Here is a 20,193-nt window from a genome sequence, read left to right as displayed (position 1 = left end):
TCGCTGACGGGGAGGCGACAATTCCGACGACCAAGCCCGCGACCGTCAGCGAAAGCGCCTTGCCCTGCCGCCTGGTTGATTTCATCACAACCGTCCCGAGTCATCGGACTGTTGCCTGAAGCCGATAGTGGGCTCGGACTGGCGGCCGAGGTGCCCACGGCCGCATCTCCTCACGAGCCTGAACCTCGAGCGAAGTTGATCGGGGTCGGTCTCGCTCGAGGTCCAGGAGTTTTGTGGGTAGGTTGCCACGGTTGTCAGTAGGCGCCGCTGCCAGTCAGGACGGTACGGACAGTTTTGGCGATGATGAGCAGGTCTTGTAGTAGGGACCAGTTTTCGACGTACGAAAGGTCCAGGCGCACAGCGTCTTCGACCGCTAGGTCGGAGCGTCCGCTGATTTGCCAGAGTCCGGTGAGGCCGGGTTTGACGGTGAGGCGGCGGCTGACGAGGTCGTCGTAGGTGTCGACTTCGCGGCGGACTTGGGGTCGTGGTCCGACGACGCTCATGTGTCCGGTGAGGACGTTGAGGAATTGGGGGAGTTCGTCGATGGAGTATTTGCGGATGATTTTGCCGATGGGGGTGACACGGGGGTCGTCTTTCATCTTGAAGAACATGGCACCACCGCCGTTGGCAGCGATCAGGTCGGCTTGGCGGGTGTCGGCGTCTTGGTACATGCTGCGGAACTTGGTCATCTTGAACGGGATGCCGTCGAGGCCGATGCGCTCCGCCTTGTAGAAGATCGGGCCACTGCTGGTGAGCTTGACGGCCAGCGCGGTGACGAGCATGAGCGGGGCCACCGCCAGTAGCGCGGCACCGGCGAAGGCGATGTCGAAGGTGCGCTTGATGAGCGAATTGGCACGGCTGTATTGGGGTTTGGTGATCTCGAAGACGGCCATGCCGGCGACCGGGCGGCTGGTGAGGCGTTGGTCGGCGATGTCGATGAGGCCGGGAGCGACCATGAGATCGATACCATGAGTTTCCAGTTCCCACATGAGCCGGCGGATGTCGGTGGGGCTGAGATGGTGGGTGGCTGCCAGGGCGACAGTGTCGGCGTTGGTGTGCAGGACTGCGGCAAGGATGGCTTCGTCGGTGCCGACGATGGGGATGTCGCGGCCGGCGATGGTGATGACTTCCTTGGCGTGGGTGGGTCCCATCGGGGTGCAGAATCCGGCGACGTGGTACCCCGCCCACGGATCCTTCGCGAACTCGGTGGCGATGTCCGCGGCGGCACTCGTGGCGCCGACAACGAGGAGGCGGCTTTGGTTGTAGCCATGGCGGCGCTTGTTCGCGTGGATCTTGCGCCAGATCCAGCGGGTGGCGATCAGACCGACCAGACCCGTGGGCAGAGCGATGGCCAGGTAGCCGCGCGAGATGTCGAAGTGCAACAGCGTCGAGGCGATGGCGATGAGGCCGAACAGCTGCAGCGTGGCCGCAGCGAGGGTGACGTATTCATCGAATCCGCGGCCGACGATTTTGGCTGATCGGCTGCCAAGGGACAGAAAACCCATCCAGGCGATGGCGATGATGGCGGACACGACGAGGTAGCGGATGTGGGGACCGCCGTCGAGGGAGACGTAGACAGGGCGCGCGTCGGCACCGGCGAAGCGGAAAATCTGCCCGAGGATGACGGCAGAGCAAATAACGAGTGCGTCGCTGAAAATAAGCTGGCGTGCATATTTTGCGTGACGTTGCTCACGGATTGACCTGCCCCGGTTGCCGCTTGTGGTAGCCGGTGGTGGCTGCAGATTGAGCTGGTTTGTTGTGTCGACCTGACCGGTGGACGACTTGATTACCGACTTTACCTGCGCATTTTCTACGGTTGGTGTCGACATGGCTACCGGGGCGCTCTCTGCTGGGCGGGACTCACTCGGCGGGTTCGATCCCTGGCTGCTTGCAGGATTCACCTGCCAGTTCAGGATCCACACGCGGACCGACGGTGGTCTCGCGTGATGCTGTATCTGTTAACGAATGCGATTTTGAGCAAATTTATACCTAAGGGTTGAAACAGGCAAGTAGGACACCTAATCAACACGTGTTACGGCCATCACATCTGGCCTCAGACCCATGTGAGACGAGACCTGACTGCTCTGGGGCGTCAGGAAATGCGGATGATCTCGAGGGGGACCGTGCGCGTCAGGGTGAAACCCATCGCCTTGTAGAGCGTCTGAGCCGGGTTGTCGCTCGAGGTATGGAGGAACGGAGTTTCGCCGCGCTCGCGGATGCCGTGTGCGATCGCGCGGATCAGGCGGGATGCCAGGCCCTGTCCGCGGGCTTCGGGGGCGGTGCAGACTGCGCTGATTTCCGTGTAGCCGGTCGGACGCATCCGCTCGCCGGCCATCGCAACAAGCGAACCGTCGGCGGTACGGATGCCGAGGTACGTTCCGAGTTCGATGGTCCGGGGCAGGAACGGCCCGGGTTTGGTCTGCTCGACGAGAGCGGTCATCTCGGGTACGTCGGCCGCTGTGAGCGGTATCGCCGCCGGTTCGGGCGCGGTATCGACGCCGCTACCTTCAAATTGGACCAAACCGAATGTCTCGACGACGGACCATCCCGCGGGCAGTGGCGTGGCGCGGTCGCGAAGTACCGCAATCTTGGTGGGCCCGGCCAGGCGGGCGACGTGGCTGTAGTCCTCGTCGGTCAGCTCGCGTGGGTGACCATAGAACACCGACACGTCCGGGTGATATCGCTGGATTCGTCCGCTGACTTCACGGAATCGGCTGTGCGGGCCGTCCAGCGCGGCGTTGACGGGATCGGCGAGCACATCGGTCACGTCTCGATCATCCCAGACGGCGAGACGGCGTCAGGACGCCGCTGGCGACGGCCCTGCCGGGAAGGCTTTGGATTCACGAGGATTGAATCGCGTTTGTAGCCCTGCCTATTCCCAACCATTCTGGGCGGGGAGGCAGAAGATAGACTGCCCGACCATGCCCTCGCTTGCGACCTCGGCGCGCAACCTGTTCGCCATCACGCTCGGCGATGGTGTCTGCCCACCGGAGCCGACCGAGCATGTGGTGCTGTTCGATGAACCGCACCGCCAACTGCGGCGCTACGGCCAGTCGGACGGACGCGAGTCCGCACTGGTGCCGGTTCTGCTGGTACCACCACTGGCCGCTTCGGCGACCTGCTACGACTTGTCGCCGGGTCAATCGCTGGTGGCTCACCTGCTGGAACAGGGCCGTACCCCGTATGTGGTCGACTACGGCGAAATCGGCTGGGCTGACCGGCATCTCGGTTTGGAGGCCTTCTTCGCAGACATCCTGCCGGAAGCCATCGAGCGGGTGCTCATCGATTCCGGGGCTCAGGAACTCGACCTGATCGGTTGGAGCCTCGGCGGCACACTCAGCCTGTTCACCGCGGCTGCCAACAAGGACCTGCCCATCCGTTCGATCACCGGCATCGGCACGCCGCTGGATTACGGCCGAATCCCCGGCTACCCGGAAGTCCGACGAATCACCAAGCCCACCAACGGCTATGCGGTCACCACCGTCCTGCGCGCCATGGGCGGGGTGCCCGCTCCGGTGGTGCAGGCCGCTTACCGCGCGACGTCCTGGGATCGCGAACTCAAGCGACCGTGGTTCGTCCTCAACAACCTGGGCAACACCGAAGCCTTGGCCAGGGCCGAAGTGATCGACCGCTTCCAGGACGCGTTCCCGGGATATCCGGGGCGCGCCGTATCTCAGATGTGGGGCCGGCTGATCTACCACGACGAGATCGCCACCGGCGTCGTCAATGTCGCGGGCCGGACCCTTGACCTGACGTCATTGACACTGCCGATCCAACTGTTCGGCAGCCACCGGGACGCCATCGCGCCGTGGGAATGCGTGCACAACGGGGTGACCATGCTGAAGTCGGCCGATGTTCGGTTCGCCACTGTGGAAGCCAGCCATCTCGGCTTGGTCGCATTGTCGGCCGGTGTCACCGAGACGTGGCCGGCGATCGACGACTTCCTGAAGGAACTGGACAGCCGTTAGGAGTGTCTGCCGGCGGCCGTTCTATTCGGGCTTGAGGTGGCGCCACCAGCAGGTGATGTACAAGCTCATCGAGGCCACCAGTGTCACGATCACCCAGAGCACTACGGACACGTCGATCCACGTTCCGATGGGTGGAGCGTCGGGCAGCGCGTTGCGCAGCGGCACCACTGCGAAAAGCATTGCGGCAAACCATGTCGTCATGGGCGGCTGAAACTTGCGGCGGTTGCGTGCGGTTTGTACCGCGACCACCGCTCCCAGTACGGCAATCGTGACGAGCGCGCCGACGAGGACTGCGGCGAATGCGGCTGTGCTGGGGGAGCGCTGCGCCTTGACGCGGTAGACACCCGGTGCGGCGTCGTTGCTGCCGGCCGGAATGTGGAACATCCATCCGGGCACCCGATCGAAGAACGCGGGCGTCACTCGTATCGGTACGTGTGACGCACCGCGAAACAGTTCGACGGTGATCGGGCCCGAGCGGTAATGGTCGAATGGATAGCTGCCAGGGTCGCCGGACAGGATCAGCGCCACGGGAAAGACGTCGGGCACCATGCCTTTCGTCCATGTGCGGCGGGTCGGTGTCACTGCGGATTGCACTGCGACACTGAGATCTTCGGTAAGGCTGTGCGTTTGCGGGTCCAGCAGCGCCGGACCGGGAACGACGGTCACGTTGGCCACCATGTCGCCTTTGACCGAATGGACCTCGTTCAAGTCGATGGTGACGGTGGTGCCATCGCCTGTCGGTATCGGCTCGCTGATTTGGCTTGGGTGTCCGAGGCCGGTCCTCGCGTACAGTGCGATCGTCGTGAGATACAGGGCGACGATGACCGCCACGCTGGCGACTACCCGGACTTTCATAGGCGACCCTCCCGCATAATTGACAGCAGTGTAAGTCAGGTGCTGCGGTGCGCGTCGGTATACCGTTGCCTCAACGCTCACGCGTCGCGCAGATTGTCGGGATTCAATGGGTGCCATCACGCCCCGCGACTAAGGCCGGACGTGGCTTTCGGTCGAGCTTATCGTCGGGCGGTGGCAGCGACGTTGCCTGCGAATGACCAACTCCATTGCGGCCCATGGCTATTCGTCACAGTGACGAATAGCCATGGCTGAACCCGCACTACAGAATGGGGGCGGCCGGGGCGACCCTGTCGACATGTCGATCCTCGGGCGGCGCTCGACCCATTCAGGCTCACAACGCGAGGTTGTGTGGCCGACCGTCACTCCTGTCCGTTCTCATTGATTCTGGGGCATTCTCATTGAATCTGGGGTAAGTGCGTGTCTTTCTCATTGAATCTGGGGCACGAGGCTTAGCGTTTATGTGTGCTGACGTCGGCTGTTTCGGCTGGGCCAGGTGTAGCGAGTGCAGTGGACTTGGAGTTCAACACCCGCGAGGGATGCACGCGGCAATCGCTGGACCGATGTGCTGCAACCCGGTTTGAGTTGGACTGTTCACCAGTGCGGAATTTCCCCTCGTTTCGAGGTCAGCGTAACTTTCCCGGGCTGTGGTGGTTCGCCACAACCGGCGCACATGTAGGTCACGAGTCCTGGGTAGAACGTGACCAGTTGATGGCGTTGGATGCCGATCCGGATGTTGTTGGTGTTCTGTCGCAACCATTTTGGATTCATTGGCGTGACGGCACGCGGCATGCTCCTGACTACTTCGTGCGGCGCCGCGATGGATCTGTCGTCGTAGTCGACGTTCGTGAGGACGACCGGATCTCTGACGCTGATCGGGACGTGTTCGATCGGTCTGCCGCCACGTGCGCGATGGTCGGTTGGGATTACCTGCGTGTCGGTTCCCTCGATCCAGTGCTGCGGGCGAATCTACGTTGGTTGTCGGGTTATCGGCATCCGCGAGTATTGAAGATCGGTTTGGCTGATCAACTGGCGGAGGTCTTCGCTCGGGTCCGTCCGTTGATGGCTGGTGTGCACGCGGTCGGGACTCCTTTGGTGGTGCTGCCCGTACTGTTTCATCTGCTCTGGCACGGCCGTTTAGTTGCCGATCTGCAAGGAGCGGCACTTGGCGACGACACGGCGATTGGCCTCGGGACCGGGTGGTGACCTGACGTGCGAACGGGTGTCGTCCGAGAGGGAGACGAAATCCGTTTATCAGCAGGTGTTTTCACCGTCGTAACCCTGTCGGGCGGATCAGCTCGACTGGTTGACGCTGTCGGCGAGCAGATTGTGGTGCCGCTCTCGCAGCTGATGGTTGATCCGGCATTGGAATTGGTGTCGGGGTCGCGACCGCCACTGTGTTCTGAGGAAATGCTGGCTGGCATTCCCGAGGCAGCCGTCGAGCAAGCACGGTGGTGGGAGCGCCACATCGTGGAGATCCTCAGCGGCCGCCCGCCTGGGACGGCCGCGGGCATTCGTCCCCGCCCAGAGTTCGACACGGCGAAACGATCTCTGCGGCAGCGTGAGCTGGCCAAGTTGGACGAGCTGCGTGCCGCCGGCCACGACGTGAGTCGGAATGCGTTGCAGCGTCGCCGATTTGCCTACGAACGGGACGGGCTCCTGGGAGTGGTTGACGGGCGCCATAATCGGCGGCGCGCGGTATTCGGCCGTGTGGACGACCGTGTCGTCGCCGCGGTGCGGGATGCGATCGAGGGCGAGACCGACCTGTCAACGGGAACGGTGCAGCGTCTGCAACGGCGGGTCGCCAAGACGCTGGTGGCCACCTATGGTGCCGACGACGCGCCCGCGATGCCGTCGCAGCCCACCTTCTACCGGCTGGTCAAGCGCCTCGCGGAAGGACGGCACACGTTCGGGTCAGCACGGACGCGGCGATCGCTGTCCAAGCAGCCCGATGGCCCATTCGGGTCGATCACCGTGGTGCGCCCCGGCGAGATGGTGGAAATCGATTCAACCCTTCTGGATGTACGGGTAGTGCTCGATGACGGCATGGTAGACCGAGTCGAGCTGACTGCGATGGTCGACAACGCTACGCGGTCCATCCCGGCCGCGGTGCTGCGACCGACGACCAAAGCAGTGGACGCGTCACTGCTCTTGGCGCGGGCATTGACGCCCGAACCGATGCGCCCGGGATGGGCCGATGCGCTGCGGATGTCCCGGTCGGTACTTCCGCACCACAGCCTGACCAGTGTCGATCAGCGCCTGGCCGATGCTGCGGCCAGGCCGGTGATCGCTCCCGAGACGATCGTCTGCGATCACGGGAAAGCGTATCTGTCCCAAACATTTCGGCAAGCGTGCTGCACATTGGGGATCAATCTGCAGCCGGCTCATCCCGACTGCCCGACCGATAAGCCGAAGATCGAGCGGACATTGCAGTCGGTGGGCACCCTGTTCGCACAGTACGTGGCCGGTTACGTCGGTTCATCGGTGGAGCGGCGTGGGAAAAACGCCGAGGACGACGCGGTGTGGTCGATGATTGAGCTGCAGGCGCTGCTGGACGAGTGGATCATCGCGGTGTGGCAGAACCGCCCCCACGATGGCCTGCGGGATCCGGTGACGCCGGGGAAAGCGTTGTCTCCCAACGAGAAATACACTGCCCTCGTTGAGGTGGCTGGCTATGTACCGGTCCCACTGGACGCCGACGACTATATCGAATTGCTTCCCGTGCAGTGGCGCACAATCAACAGTTACGGGGTCCGGATCAACCATCGCACCTATGACGCCAAGGCGCTCAACCCATACCGGCGCCAGCATTCCGGGGTCGATGCCCGTAACGGACAGTGGGAAGTGCACTACGACCCGTATGACGTGTCGAGGATTTGGGTGCGCAATCACCACGAAGACGGATGGCTGGCCGCGACGTGGACGCACCTTCGGTCCTCGCCGGTGCCGTTCGGCGAGACACTGTGGCGCCACGCCCGCTCCGTAGCCGACCGCAGAGGGGCCCAGAAGACCCAGGAAGCGGAGATTGCGGCCATCGCGGAGGACTTGCTGGACCGCGCCGCCGCTGGGCCGCAGCAGCAGACGAAAGCCGAGCGCCGAGTGACTGGACGGACCAGCGCCGCGAGCGCCGGCCGGGACTGGCCGGACCCGACGGAATCATCCGAACATCATGGCCCGTCACCGTCGGAACGGGCCGCCGACAACGAGACTTTCGACGATGACGGCGAGATGGCGGAGGTCATACCCCTGCCGGTGTTTGATGCACGCAAGGAGGCCCAAACGTGGCGACTGTGACCGAGATTGCGGCGGTGGGTCAGTTAGAGGATCGCCGCCAGCCGACCACGACGCTGGAGGGCTGGCGGCGTTTTGTTGATGCCGATCCGCCGGAGTTCACGTTGCTCGCCGACGACGAGTGGGCCAGCCTCGGTGAGGACGAGCGGACGGCCTACAACGAGGCCCGGGTTGCGCATCATTCGGAGCTGGTGGTGGTCACCACGTCGGCGATCGAAGCGATCACCCATCAGGGCCGGCTGTTGACATTGCTCAACCAGCGCGAGATCGGGGCCCGGCGCGGGCTGATCATCTCCGGCGGGGCAGCGACGGGGAAAACTACGGCGATCAAGCAACTGGGTCGGTTTCACGAATTGCGCACCCGTGCACGGTTTCCCGGCGATGAGAGCCGGATTCCGGTGGTGTATGTGACGGCCCCGCCGAAAGGGTCGCCCCGCAAGTTGGCGATGGAGTTCGCACGGTTTCTGGGGCTTCCCACGCTCAATCAGCGGATGAACGTGACCGATATTTCCGATGCCGTGTGCCAGGTGCTCATCGATGCCCGTACCGACATCGTGGTGGTCGATGAAATCCACAACCTCAACCTCGACACCCGCGCCGGCGAAGAACTGTCCGACCACCTCAAATACTTCACCGAGCATCTGCCTGCGACATTCGTTTACGCCGGGATCGAAGTGGAACGCTCGGGGCTGTTCACCGGCACGCGGGGACGGCAGTTGGCCGGCCGTTGCGGGGTGATCCACACCAGCGCATTCCCCGACGCCAAGGAGTGGCGACAACTCGTCGCCGCCATGGAAGGTACCTTGCGTCTGCATCGACACGAACCGGGAAGCCTTGTCGCCCAGGCCCGTTACCTGCACCGCCGCACCGGCGGGATGATCGGCAGCCTGGCCCACTTGATCCGGGCTTCAGCAATCCAAGCGATGCTCGACGGCACCGAGCACATCACCCGCGAGGCCATGGACGATATTTTGATCGACTACGCCGCCCACACGGCCGCGGCCCGCACGGCCAGCTGACGTGGCAACTGTCAGGCCGTGGCCGCGCGGACCACGCCAGCGGCTCCCGCGAACGATCGCACCGTTCCGTTGGGAAGCCGTATCGTCCTACATCGACAGGCTGGCCCGCGCCAACCATATCGGCGTCTCCACACTGCGCGGCCATGTCGCCGAATCATGCGCAGCCCGGCCGCGACCGGACTGGTTGGCCGTCGTCAGCGGCCAACCTGAGCAGGTAATCCGGTCCCGTCTCTGCGGGCTTGCTGGCGACCCCACCGCGCTCAAGCAATATCTCCGCCGCCCTTTGTGTCAAAGATGTATGGCACGCAAGGGAATACACGAACCCGTCTACTGCTACCTGCCTGCACATGTCTCCGTATGCCACCGTCACCGACGCTGGATCGGTTCACCAACGCGCGTTCTTGACGACCAGGTGGATCTTCGTGACCGGCCCACGGTGCTCAGTGCCGGGCGCACGCATCGGCGCTTGGCCCGTCAGTATTCAGAGGTCGACCTTCATGACGCCTTGGGCGACGCCCGCCACATCCTGGTCTTCTGGGCTCACGCAGAGCGTCACGTGGCGGCGGGGATTCTGCAGAATGGCCTAGAAGCGCACGTGGTGGCCTACCCCGATGTGATCGCCGTAGCCGCAACATTGCTCACAGCTCGCCCTCGGGTTGAACAGCCCAGGACGCCAACGGAACCCGCCTGGCCGACGCTACTGCTCGACCGCATCAACGAACGCACCGGCGCCCACCATGCCGACGCCACCCCCGTCGAGCAATGGGCGCAGTACCGACGCCTATTCGCCACTGCCGTATTGACGACACGCTCAGACGGCGCAGAACTGGCGTGTCGCGCTTAGGGGTCGGCAGTCTTGAATGTGCCTTATCAGTAAGGCACTTGTGGTGTGCATCTGACTGTGTCCGACGGTTGTATCTATCGGCTTTCTAATCGTTAGGGACAGTGGTATCTGGCTGGGTGTATCGGCCGGTGAATCATCACCGGCGGCGCTGCTTGCCGGTGATTGGCCGGCGGTGGGTGGTCCAGCACGCGGCCACCGCGCTGACCACCACAGCGAAGGCGGCAATGACGCTGGCCGGGAGGGCGTGGTCCTGCAGCCATCCGGTCGCGGTGGCCGACCAGCCGGTGAGCAGGTTGCCGCCGCTGGCGGTGTGCCCGGTGGCCGCGGGCAGCCAGTACCACGCGAGGTAGGCGCCGGTGGCGATGAGGACAACGGCGGTGACGCGGGTCCCGTGGCGGGCGAGGATACCCAGATGCCGGGTCAGGGCCGTGCCGGCGATGGCGGTGCCGACGCTGACCAGCATCAAGATGGTGGCGGCACCGGCTGTGTATGCGGTGAACACTGCCAGCAGACCGCCCCATCCGCTGGTGGCCTGGGCCTGGGCGATCACCGCGAGCAGTACCCCGAAGGTGCAGGACAGTGACGCCAGGGCGTAGCCGATTCCGGCCGCGAGCACACCACCGGCTGTTGGGGAGTCCGGCCGATGACGCGTCCGGGCAGGCATACGCAGACCGATGGTGCGGCCGGTGAGCATGAAGCCGCCCAAGATGGCCAGGGTGAGCCCGATCGTGATCCCGAGCCAGGGAGCAGCCGTCACCAGGGTCCGGGCACCGGCACTGATCGCGATACCGGCGAGGGTGAGGGTGCCGGTGAACCCGATGGTCAGGACGGCCCCGGTGCGCAGTGCCCGGGCCAGCCGCACGAGCACCGCATCGGTGCCGCCGGTGGCGATGGTGCCGGTGATCCACGCCGGTAGCAGCGCGAACCCGCAGGGGTTGACCGGGGCGAGCATGCCAGCGGTAAACGCGAGCGCGAGCAGGTTCACCGTGCGGCGCTGCTGCCGAGGGCGGCCAGGATCTGATCCTGGGACGGGGCGTGGCCGCGGTAGCTGATCTGCCCGGACGGGTCGATGACGAGGGCGGTGGTCGGCGCGGTCACCTGGTAGCGGCTGGTCAGGGCCCCGTTAGTATCGACGACCGCGGGCAGGCTGGTGCCGCCGATCTGGTCCAGGAAGTGGCGAACATCGGCGGGTTTCTCGGTGGGGACGATGTCGACGGCTAGGAACTTGGCGCTGCCTCCGGCTTTCTCCACGGCCGCCCGAGCAGCGGCCAGGGATTTACCGCCGCCGACGCATTCGCCGCACCCGTAGGAGAAGAACAGGATCGCGGTCGGGGCGGCAGCGGGCAGTTCGACGGTTTTGCCGTCCACCGTGGTCAGTGTCGCCGCCGTCGCCTGGGTTGTGGCGTTGGCGTGTGGCGGTGAGGTCGGATTGCTGGTTGTGGCCGATTGGCCGCACGCGGTCAGCGCGCCCGCTGCCAGCATCACAGCCGTAACGCCCGCCCACCTGTGGGGTGTAAACGAACGCGTTTCAGACATTGTCGATGCTTCCTTTCGTCAGGTCGTCGAGCGTGTGCGTCGCGGGTGAATGGCTGTCGGCGGGACAGCAGTGATCGCCGCGTTGACCGCGGCGGGCGAAGGCGACCACAGCCGCCAGCAGCAGCGCGACGGCTGCCCCGATGACCCATGGATTCTCGAGCAGTCCACACACGGCGGCGAGCGCGCCGCCGGCGATCAGGACTGGCGCGGCGCAACACAGGGCCGTCACCAGCACCGCTGCCGCACCCAGCAGCACGGGATTTCTTCGTGGACGTTGATTCATTGATTTCTCCTCATCAGGTTGGGTGCGGCTGGTCAGCTGCAGCAGCCGGGGTGGGCAGTTGGCGGGGTATGGAGCTGGGTAAGGATTTGTGTGGTCAGGGCTGCGCCGAGTTGGTGGGCCTCAGCGACGCTGACGATCTGACCTTCGGGGTGCTCGGCGAGCCACGGCGCGGCGTCCTGCGCGCAGGTGAAGTAGTGCACCTGGTTGCAGAATGAGGACCGGATCGAGGTGAGGTCGTCGGGGTTGACCAGCGAGACCACCGCGGTCTCGGGCTGCACGCTGGTGACACCGTTTTCGCCGACCGAGACCCTGATCGGGTGCCCGCTGACGGGTGATTCGGATTCGATGCTGGCGGGCCGGTCCAGGATGGTGGGAAAGATGAGGGTGTCCAGGGCGCACCAGGTGTAGAGCTCTTGGCCGGCCACGGTGAATCGGTGGCGGGTCGGGCGCAGGGTCAGGCCCTGGCCGACGATGCGGCCCTGCTCGTCGTATTCGGTGTCGGGTACCGCGGCCAGACGCCGGGTCACCTCGTCAACCGGGAGGCCGACGGCCGCGGCGAGCGCCTCCACGGTGACCGGCTCGCCGGCGGCGAGCAGCCGCAGCAACGGCACCAGCATCGTCGGGTCGAGCCCGGACTCTTCCGGAATGGTCAGGCGGTCAAGGAAATTGGGCATCAGGAACCTTTCGAGTGAGCCATGCGTCAGGATGCGCAGCAGGACAGTCGGGACATATCGGCGCTGAAGGACTGGGCGGCGATTTTGATGCCTTCGGCCATGGTCAGATACGGGGCCCAGGACCCGGCGACCTGGTCGACGGTCATCGCGGCGTCGAGGATGTAGACCGCGGCGGCGGCGATCTCGCCAGCATCCTTGGCGACGGCGGTGATGCCGTGGATGCGGCCGGTGCCGGCGTCGGCGACGAGTTTGATGAAACCGCGGGTGTCTCGGTTGACCACCGCACGCGGCACATGTTTTAGCGGCAGCACCCGGCAGTCGCACCGTGTCCCGGCGGCGAGGAGCTCGGCCTCGGTCGTCCCGGCCGCACCGACCGCGGGGCTGGTGAACGTCACGCGGGGCAGATGGCGGTAGTCGACCCTGCGGCCGGCGTCGGTGAAGATGTTGTCGGCGACCATCGCGCCGTGATGGGCGGCGACGTAGACGAACTCGCGGTGCCCGGTCACGTCGCCGGCCGCCCAGATCCGTGGGTTCGACGACTGCAGCCCGTCGCTCACCACGACCTCGTTGTTCTCGCCGGTTTTGACCTGCACCGCTTCGAGATTCAGGCCGTCGGTGTTCGGACGGCGGCCGGTGGCGACGAGGACTTTCGCGGCACGGAACTGCTGCGTTCCGCCGGTGATGGTCGCGGTGACCGTGACCTGATCGTCGGCCTGCTCGACCTCGCTCACCGTGGCGCGGCGCACCACCCGGATGCCGTCGTCGGCGAACACCTCCAGCAGCGCCATGCCGACTTCCGGCTCTTCCTTCGATGCCAGCGTGGAGCGGACCAGCACCGTCACCGTTGACCCGAGCCGGGCGAACAGTTGCGCCTGCTCCAACGCGACGTAGCCGCCGCCGATCACCAGCAGCGACTCCGGGACCTCGGTGACTTCCATCGCGGTGGTCGAGGTCAGGTAGGCGACGCCCTCGAATGCGGGCGGGATGACTGGGTTCGCGCCGGTGGCGATCAGGTAGTGCTCGGCCTCGATGGTGGCATCGCCGACCTCGATGACGGGCGCGTCCGGGGTTCCGGCGAACCGCGCTTGGCCCTGAATGCGCTGCCAGCCATACGATTCGGCCACGTTGAGGTACTTCTCTGAGCGCAGCGACTCCACCAGATCGTGCGTGCCGGCGATCAGGGCCGCCATGTCCACCGGGCCGGCCGTGGTGGCGATCCCCGGGAACCGGGCAGTGTCGGCTGCGGTATGCCGGGCCTCGGCCGCTGCGATCAGGGCCTTTGACGGCACGCAGCCGGTGTTGACACACGTGCCACCGAAGATGCCGCGCTCGATCATGACGACGGACTTGCCGAGCGCGGTAGCGCGGATCGCCGCGGCCATCGCCGCGCCGCCGGAACCGATGACCGCGAGGTCCAATCCCTGACTCATGCACCCATCCTTGACCTTCAAGTAGGCTTGAAGGTCAAGTGTTCTGAGGAGACATCGTGAGAATCGGGAAGCTCGCCGAGGCGACCGGGGCCACCACCGCGACGCTGCGCTACTACGAAGACGAAGGCCTGCTCCCGCCCGCCGAACGTTCCCCGGCGGGGTATCGCGACTATGCCGCCGACACGATCGCCCGGGTCGGCTTCATCCGACGGGGACAGGCCGCCGGGTTCAGCCTCGCCCAGATTCGGCAGATCCTCGACATCCGTGACAGCGGCCACGCGCCGTGCACGCACGTGCGCGACCTGCTCGACATCCGACTGACCGACCTCGACGAGCAGATCAGCGCACTGGTGGCACTGCGCGAGACCATCGCCCGGCTGCGGCAGGGCGCCGAAAGCGTCGACCCGGAATCATGCAGCGCCGATGACGTATGTCGATACCTCTAGGAGCCACCTCCGTGGCACCGGAGGCATGTATTTCGTCAAGTCCGTTGACCCCGGCAGTCGTCATGAATTTCCGCCCCACTGGAGGTCGTTGGTGCGCGGGAGCGCGGGGCCTGCTGAGCAGTAGGCTCACCCGATGCGGTGGGATTTCACTCGAAGCTGGTCGCATTGGCCGTGCTGAGCCCAGCCACACTCGTTCAGGCGATCGCCACCTTCGCCATCACCAATATCGACGACATCGTGGTCCTCGCGGTGATGTTCGGCCAGGCGCCCGGTCATCGTGGCGCAGCCATCCGAGTGACCGCCGGTCAGTACCTCGGCTTCACCGCCATCTTGGCAGTTTCGGTCGGCGGCGCACTCCTGGGTGCCACGCTGCTTCCTCCAGCCGCACTGCCGTACTTCGGGCTGCTGCCCATCGTGTTGGGGCTGCGGGCGGCATGGCTGGCCTGGCGGGATCGCCGCACCCAACCGGCGCCGACCGATGATCCCGCAACACTGTTGACGCCTGGCACCTGGCAGGTCGCAGTCATCACCTTCGCCAACGGCGGCGACAACATCGGCGTGTACGTTCCGATCTTCGCCGTCTCAACGATCGCCACCATCGGTGTTTACATCATCGTGTTCCTCATCGGTGTGGCCATCTGGTGCGCGGCCGGCCGATATTTCGCCTCCCACCCGATCATCGCCAAAGCACTCTCACGCTGGGGCCACATCGTTCTGCCCGTTGCACTGATCACAATCGGGGCCCTCATCCTCATCAAAGGCGGAGCGTTCGCCCTCTAGCTCGGAGCAACTTCACCACTCAGGGCCAGGAGGCGCTCCTGCATCGGCATGTGTTGGCGTTCAACCACTTTGGTGATGTCCCGGCCCGTATCCGCTATGACAATCTAAAACGGGCGGTGGCCAAGGTGCTCAAAGGCCGCAGCCGGCACCCGAACTACCAACACGAGCGAGCGCACCACAGAATCATGATCGTGTGTCACGAGAGACACGATCACAGTAGTTATACCGAAGACGTACCCGAGCCAACGGAATCGACAGGAGACCATTCCGGCTACCCTGCTGCGCTCGCAGCCGGGCGCGGAAGCAGGGTAGCCCCAGATTCAATGAGAAACGTCGCGATCGAAATTCTCATCCAATCTGGGGCAATGCAGGTCAGACTAGTAAATGTGCCCCAGATTCAATGAGAACGGACATCCGGCGCACCAATGTGACGATGCATCGACATGGGCTATGCCTTTGAAAAACCTTTGCGGGTAACAACATTCAAGCATCCGGCGAGCCGCTGGTGAAACGTCACTGTGACGTATCGTTATTGTCGCACAGGGTGGCTCGATCAGAGTCGTCGCAGCCGAGTGGGTGGCGCTAGTATCTCCGGACGTACCCGGGGTGTCGACGCGTGACAACCGGTCCTTGGAGGAACGGCCGCCGGCGCCGCGACGCTTGTGCGGCTTGCAGCGCGCGGATACGCGCCATGAGTGTTCCGGGTGATGGTTAAGCATGTGATGGTCCGTGAGCGACTCCGCCGATCAGGCGAAGAGATCGACGGTCTTGGTCCACCCTCGCGTACCAGGCGAAAGCCAAACGCCGATAATCGACATTATGTCAGTTACTCGAATAGTGGTCTGCCGTGGTCCGATGCTGCACCCGCCCCGGCCCTTGTCGGATGACAACCTATTTGAGACTTTGACACCCTAGTTGAGACTCAGTGACAGACAGTTGAGACTGTCGGGCCCGTCAGCTTGTCGTACCCCCGCAATATGGTCTGGCTCATGTCCAGTTGCACGTCCGTGGAGTCATCGGCAGATTCGTCGGCGCAGATCGGGATCGACACGGTCTCGTGGATCACCGCCGACGGGAACGAACGATCGGCTGCAGTGTCGCCCGCCTTGCTTCATGAGCATTTCCACCGAGCTCTGCCCTGGCGTTCCGGCGTCCAGTTTCAGAACCGGCTGAATCGGCATTCGCGGCAGTATTTCGCCTCGCAGCGCACGCATGTGTGGTGCGAATCAGGCTTGGAAGCCGAATCATTGCTGTCGCTGGACTTCGACGGCCTGGTTCGCCAGATCGCCTCGCAGCCCATGAAAATCAGCTTCGCCGACGGCTCGACCCACTTCCCTGACTTCTTCGCCACGCTCCGCAGCGGTGACCAGGTCCTCTATGACGTCAAACCATCGGGTCGCATGACCGATGCGACGGTCGAGCAGTTCGCGAAGACGGCGGACGTGTGTCGCACGGTCGGCTGGAAGCATCAGGTGCTGCACGAATTGCACCCGACCAAGCTGCGCAATCTCGAATGGCTTCGTGCAGCACGGCATACGCGTTATCACCCAACGCAGCCCGAGCTTGACCGGTTGGTCGCGGTGTTCGCCGACGGATGCACATTCCGCGACGGAGCGCTCAAAGCCGATCTCAAGCGACCGTATATTGCAGCCGCACATATTCGACATCTGCTGTGGCACAGGCATTTACGCACTGATTTTGACCAGGTTATTACCGAGTCGAGCCTACTTGAAAGCGTCCATGGCGAGTCCCCGATTCTGAGTCCACCCGGAATTAGAGTCGGGTTTGTTGATCCAGATTCAGTTGATTTCGCAGGCCATCGGGGTGTGACTGCACGTACAGACGGCAGCGTACTCGGCGGGTGTTCGGTAGCCCAGCGCCGAGTGCCGGTGCCGCAGGTTGTGGTCAGCCTTGAAGTCCCCGATCACCACTCGGGCCTCCATCAGGGTGTTCCAGTGATTGCGGTTGAGGCACTCCTTGCGTAGTCGGTTGTTGAACGATTCGATGTAGCCGTTGTTCCACGGCGTGCCCGGCGGGATGTAGGACAACCCGACCTTGCCGTCGCAAAACTGTTGCAGCGCAGCCGAAATGAACTCAGGGCCGTTGTCCATCCGCAACACCATCGGCGGCCCGCCGGCCGCGGCGAACACCTTCTCCAACTCGGCCACCAGTCGCTGCGCGGTGATCGACCGCTCGACGATGTTCAGCAGCGACTCACGGGTGTGCTCGTCAAGCATCGACGCGATCTTGATGGCCTTGCCGTCGACGGTGGAGTCGAACTGAAAATCGATGGCCCACACCACCTTCGGCGCATCCGCGATGACCTCCGGTGGGCACGATGACACCCCCGACCGCTTGCGCGGCGAGGTGACCTTCACCTGCAGACCTTCCTCGCGCCAAAGCCGGTGGATCTTCTTCTTGTTCACCTCACGGCGCTCGTCGTACCGCAACGCCGCCCAGGCACGCCGGAACCCATGACACGGGTGTTTGGTGGCGTACGAGCGCAACCAAACCCGCATATCGGCGTCCGGATCGGACGGGGTCAGCGCCATCGGCAGGTTTCTGTAAGTGGAGCGGGCCAGCCCAACGGCCTTGCACGCCAACCGTTCCGACATGCTCAAGGTGTCCTTGAGCATGTCCACGGCGCGGCGCTTGGCAGCTGGGCTCAGAATTTTCCCTTCGCAACCTCCCGCAACGCGTCCTTCTCCAGCTCAGCCTCGGCCAACAGCCGCTTGAGGCGGGCGTTCTGCTCGCGCAGCTCCTTGAGCTCGCGGGCGGCGTCGGTGTCCATCCCGCCGTAGGCGCGGCGCCAGTTGTACAACGTCGCCGGCGATACGCCCAGCTCGGCGGCGATCTCCTCGCCAGTCTTGCCCTCGGCAGCCAACTCGTCCGCGCGGCGCAACTTGCGCACGATGTCCTCCGCGGAATGCCGCTTGCGTCCAGCCATGTATCTCATCGTCCCTTCTCGGCCCGAAACCGGGCCACGGGACTCTAAAACACGCTGGACTCATTCACAGGGAACACGCCATCCACAAGGGAGAACCATGCAACTGCGGAGCGTGAATCTCGGAGATATCGTCACCTGGGATGGCTGCGACTGGATAGTCGACGCCCACGGTGAGCGTGGTACGCGTCTGAACCCCGTGGCAAGCGGCTCGCCCGTCTGGGTCGATCTCGCGACGATCTCCCAGGAAGAGTCCTTCGAGCATCATCATGCAGACACCGAGCATGCCCGGGCGGCGCGCAACCGCGTTGAGCTCGCAATGCTTGCGTCGGAAGTTCGTCAGGATGTCCTGTTCTGGCTGCAACACGTGAACGAGGTGCAGTCCGGCCTGATCGATCCACACGACCCGGATGCCCAGCCGCGTGACGGCTACGGCCCAGAGACGACCCTTGAAGAACGCGTGCAGCGCAAGCTTGCTGAACTCGATGCCGCGGGAATCAAAACGTCGCGGCCAAGCCTGTTCCGGAAAGTCGCCAAGTACCGAACGGAAGGTATCGCCGGGCTCGTCGACCGGCGGCTCCTGCGCCGTCAGGAACCACGGCGAATCGCACCTGAGATCGAGGAAGCCGCTCAGCGTGTCATCGCTGATCATCTCGGTGCAACCAGCCGCGATGTCCTCTATTTCATAGATAAGGTCAAACATCTTGTCCGCCAGGACAATCCGGGGAAAGACGTCAACTGGCCAAGTGACCGCACGATACGACGTTGGCTTACCCCGATGCTGGAAGCAGCCGGCCTGACCAAGACCGCCAGTCACCGCCGATCAGAATCGAACCGGCCAAACCGAGCATTCCAGCCGATCCTCGCTTTCTACCCAGGGCAATACGTCGAGATCGATTCGAACACCCTCGACATCGAAACCGCGATGCCCGACGGCAAGATCATCCGCCCCTACATGACCGCTGCGGTCGACGTCTATTCCGGGAGCGTTGCCGGCTTCCACATTCACGCCGGTGCGCCATCGTCTACCGACCACACCGTGCTTTTCGCTCGGATCGCTGCACCACGTCGTGCCATTGATCGCATGAATCCGGCACTGTGGCTGTCGAATTCGAAGACGCTCCCTTCGAGTGAAATGATCGCGATGGGACAGGCCGCCGGGGATGCTCCGGCGATGCCGTTCATTTCCATCGAGACGCTGACTATGGACCGCGGCAAAGACTTTCTGGCCAGCCGGGTCGCCGCAGAAATGCTCGGGTGGAGCGTCGTGGACGCACCACCGCATTCTCCGACGGCGAAGCCTCATGTCGAGCGGTTCTTCAAGAGCATGAACAGCCTGTTCCTGTCGCGCCTGGATGCCTACGTCGGCAACTCCCCTGACCATCGTGGCCGCAACCCGCGCGCACCAATACCTTTCACGCAGCTGGTCGACGGCATGTGGTCGTTCATCGTCACCGTCTATCAGAATCGTCCGCACAAGGGACTGGTGCTTCGCGAACATCCGGGACGGACGTTTACGCCGAACCAGATGTACTCGGCGACCTTCGACGCCAGCGCCGGTATCCCGATCCCGATCTCCCAGTCCGACTACATCTCACTGATGCCCCGGCACGACCGGACTTTCCAATCAGACGGCATCCACCTGAGCAACGAGATCTACGACTCCCCCGATCTCAACGAAGTCCGGGGACGGCCAGGCAAGCACGAGATTCGTCAAGATCCCTATGACACAGAACGGATCTGGGTTCGCCACCCCGACAACGGTGAATGGATCACTTGCTTCGCGCGATCAATTCGGCTCGCCGCCCTGCCTTTCGGTACGAGCACCACCGCGAGCCTCTCCGCGACGGCCCAGGCGGACGATCCGCACACTCAGTGGGCGCAGGACTTCCTCGACGCCGAATCTCATCGTGTGAAAGCGACACGCTCTGGCACCGACAAGGGCACACAAAGGACCTCGTCGGGCAAAGCCGCGCAGAAGAAGGCCACAAAGAGTGCTGCCGAACGTGCTAATCGCAAACGTGACCCGCTCCCCCGCCCAGCAGCTGTCGAACCAATGCAGCTTCCGACTGCCGTGCCGGTGCGTGAACACCCCGACGACTATACGGTTGCATGAAAGGCCAAAG

17 protein-coding genes and 1 pseudogene are annotated in these 20,193 nt (G+C 64.0%); 9 read left to right on the top strand and 9 right to left on the bottom strand.

The features are described from left to right. Positions 1 to 254: 254 nt before the first annotated feature. Positions 255 to 1,922, bottom strand: coding sequence for a sugar transferase (locus tag ACJEIK_RS14660; protein WP_244872544.1), 1,668 nt, complete (start codon positions 1,920 to 1,922; stop codon positions 255 to 257). 170 nt (positions 1,923 to 2,092) lie between these two features. After that, complete coding sequence (locus tag ACJEIK_RS14655; protein ID WP_212811432.1) at positions 2,093 to 2,767, bottom strand: GNAT family N-acetyltransferase; 675 nt, start codon at positions 2,765 to 2,767, stop codon at positions 2,093 to 2,095. A 154-nt stretch (positions 2,768 to 2,921) separates the two neighbouring features. Between ACJEIK_RS14655 and ACJEIK_RS14650 the strand changes: the two genes are divergently transcribed. Beyond that, positions 2,922 to 3,968 carry an alpha/beta fold hydrolase gene (locus tag ACJEIK_RS14650; RefSeq protein WP_212811431.1) on the top strand — a complete coding sequence of 349 codons (1,047 nt, stop codon included), beginning with the start codon at positions 2,922 to 2,924 and terminating at the stop codon, positions 3,966 to 3,968. Between the two features lie 21 nt (positions 3,969 to 3,989). On the opposite strand, the gene ACJEIK_RS14645 is transcribed toward ACJEIK_RS14650, so the two are convergent. Beyond that, positions 3,990 to 4,823 (bottom strand): DUF4436 domain-containing protein, encoded by an 834-nt coding sequence (locus ACJEIK_RS14645; RefSeq protein ID WP_212814813.1) that lies wholly within the window; start codon positions 4,821 to 4,823, stop codon positions 3,990 to 3,992. Positions 4,824 to 5,285: 462 nt separating this feature from the next. Here ACJEIK_RS14645 and ACJEIK_RS14640 point away from each other — a divergent pair, with 462 nt between their 5' ends. The 4 genes from ACJEIK_RS14640 (at position 5,286) to ACJEIK_RS14625 (ending at position 9,974) form a co-directional block, all read left to right on the top strand. Beyond that, the gene (locus tag ACJEIK_RS14640) at positions 5,286 to 6,026 is read left to right on the top strand and encodes a TnsA-like heteromeric transposase endonuclease subunit (protein ID WP_011894084.1); all 741 of its coding nucleotides are present in this window, start codon (positions 5,286 to 5,288) and stop codon (positions 6,024 to 6,026) included. Between the two features lie 123 nt (positions 6,027 to 6,149). Continuing rightward, positions 6,150 to 8,114, top strand: coding sequence for a Mu transposase C-terminal domain-containing protein (locus tag ACJEIK_RS14635; RefSeq protein ID WP_005148662.1), 1,965 nt, complete (start codon positions 6,150 to 6,152; stop codon positions 8,112 to 8,114). Continuing rightward, positions 8,102 to 9,130 (top strand): ATP-binding protein, encoded by a 1,029-nt coding sequence (locus ACJEIK_RS14630; RefSeq protein WP_005148661.1) that lies wholly within the window; start codon positions 8,102 to 8,104, stop codon positions 9,128 to 9,130. Before ACJEIK_RS14635 ends, ACJEIK_RS14630 begins: the two co-directional genes overlap by 13 nt. Positions 9,131 to 9,428: 298 nt before the next feature. After that, a complete protein-coding gene (locus tag ACJEIK_RS14625; RefSeq protein WP_226522004.1) occupies positions 9,429 to 9,974 on the top strand; it encodes a hypothetical protein in 546 nt (181 codons plus the stop codon). A 136-nt stretch (positions 9,975 to 10,110) separates the two neighbouring features. Here the strand turns inward: ACJEIK_RS14625 and ACJEIK_RS14620 are convergent, their stop codons facing one another. The 5 genes from ACJEIK_RS14620 to merA are packed head-to-tail and all read right to left on the bottom strand — an operon-like array spanning position 10,111 to position 13,897. Continuing rightward, positions 10,111 to 10,959 (bottom strand): cytochrome c biogenesis CcdA family protein, encoded by an 849-nt coding sequence (locus ACJEIK_RS14620; RefSeq protein ID WP_024444598.1) that lies wholly within the window; start codon positions 10,957 to 10,959, stop codon positions 10,111 to 10,113. Beyond that, the gene (locus ACJEIK_RS14615) at positions 10,956 to 11,456 is read right to left on the bottom strand and encodes a TlpA family protein disulfide reductase (protein ID WP_225433764.1); all 501 of its coding nucleotides are present in this window, start codon (positions 11,454 to 11,456) and stop codon (positions 10,956 to 10,958) included. The genes ACJEIK_RS14620 and ACJEIK_RS14615 overlap by 4 nt, the downstream gene beginning before the upstream one ends. Before the next feature lie 46 nt (positions 11,457 to 11,502). Beyond that, the gene (locus tag ACJEIK_RS14610) at positions 11,503 to 11,793 is read right to left on the bottom strand and encodes a hypothetical protein (RefSeq protein WP_005148657.1); all 291 of its coding nucleotides are present in this window, start codon (positions 11,791 to 11,793) and stop codon (positions 11,503 to 11,505) included. Between the two features lie 32 nt (positions 11,794 to 11,825). After that, the gene (gene merB, locus ACJEIK_RS14605; protein WP_005148656.1) at positions 11,826 to 12,467 is read right to left on the bottom strand and encodes an organomercurial lyase MerB; all 642 of its coding nucleotides are present in this window, start codon (positions 12,465 to 12,467) and stop codon (positions 11,826 to 11,828) included. 26 nt (positions 12,468 to 12,493) lie between these two features. Next, positions 12,494 to 13,897, bottom strand: a complete 1,404-nt coding sequence (gene merA / locus ACJEIK_RS14600) for a mercury(II) reductase (protein ID WP_005148655.1) — start codon at positions 13,895 to 13,897, stop codon at positions 12,494 to 12,496. Between the two features lie 56 nt (positions 13,898 to 13,953). On the opposite strand from merA, the gene ACJEIK_RS14595 reads away from it, so the two are divergent. The 3 genes and pseudogenes from ACJEIK_RS14595 to ACJEIK_RS14585 all read left to right on the top strand — a co-directional run. Beyond that, entirely contained in the window at positions 13,954 to 14,343 is a 390-nt protein-coding gene (locus ACJEIK_RS14595) for a heavy metal-responsive transcriptional regulator (RefSeq protein WP_005148625.1), read from the top strand. A 138-nt stretch (positions 14,344 to 14,481) separates the two neighbouring features. Continuing rightward, positions 14,482 to 15,123, top strand: coding sequence for a cadmium resistance transporter (locus ACJEIK_RS14590; protein WP_079481877.1), 642 nt, complete (start codon positions 14,482 to 14,484; stop codon positions 15,121 to 15,123). A gap of 977 nt (positions 15,124 to 16,100) precedes the next feature. Then, a pseudogene (locus ACJEIK_RS14585) lies at positions 16,101 to 16,793 on the top strand (TnsA-like heteromeric transposase endonuclease subunit); the annotation flags it as partial. A gap of 129 nt (positions 16,794 to 16,922) precedes the next feature. Here the strand turns inward: ACJEIK_RS14585 and ACJEIK_RS14580 are convergent. Next, positions 16,923 to 18,070 (bottom strand): IS3 family transposase gene (locus tag ACJEIK_RS14580; protein WP_109557130.1). Its coding sequence is split into 2 segments (ribosomal slippage): positions 16,923 to 17,803 and positions 17,803 to 18,070, totalling 1,149 coding nucleotides; the frame shifts between segments, so codons are not numbered across the junction. 97 nt (positions 18,071 to 18,167) lie between these two features. Between ACJEIK_RS14580 and ACJEIK_RS14575 the strand changes: the two genes are divergently transcribed. Next, the gene (locus ACJEIK_RS14575) at positions 18,168 to 20,183 is read left to right on the top strand and encodes a Mu transposase C-terminal domain-containing protein (protein WP_074362046.1); all 2,016 of its coding nucleotides are present in this window, start codon (positions 18,168 to 18,170) and stop codon (positions 20,181 to 20,183) included. Positions 20,184 to 20,193: the final 10 nt, after the last annotated feature.

The organism is Mycobacterium sp. SMC-16 (genome assembly GCF_046250085.1).
Lineage (GTDB): Bacteria > Actinomycetota > Actinomycetes > Mycobacteriales > Mycobacteriaceae > Mycobacterium > Mycobacterium phocaicum.
Note: the sequence above shows the minus strand (reverse complement) of the source record. Positions and strands in the feature narration are given on the sequence as shown.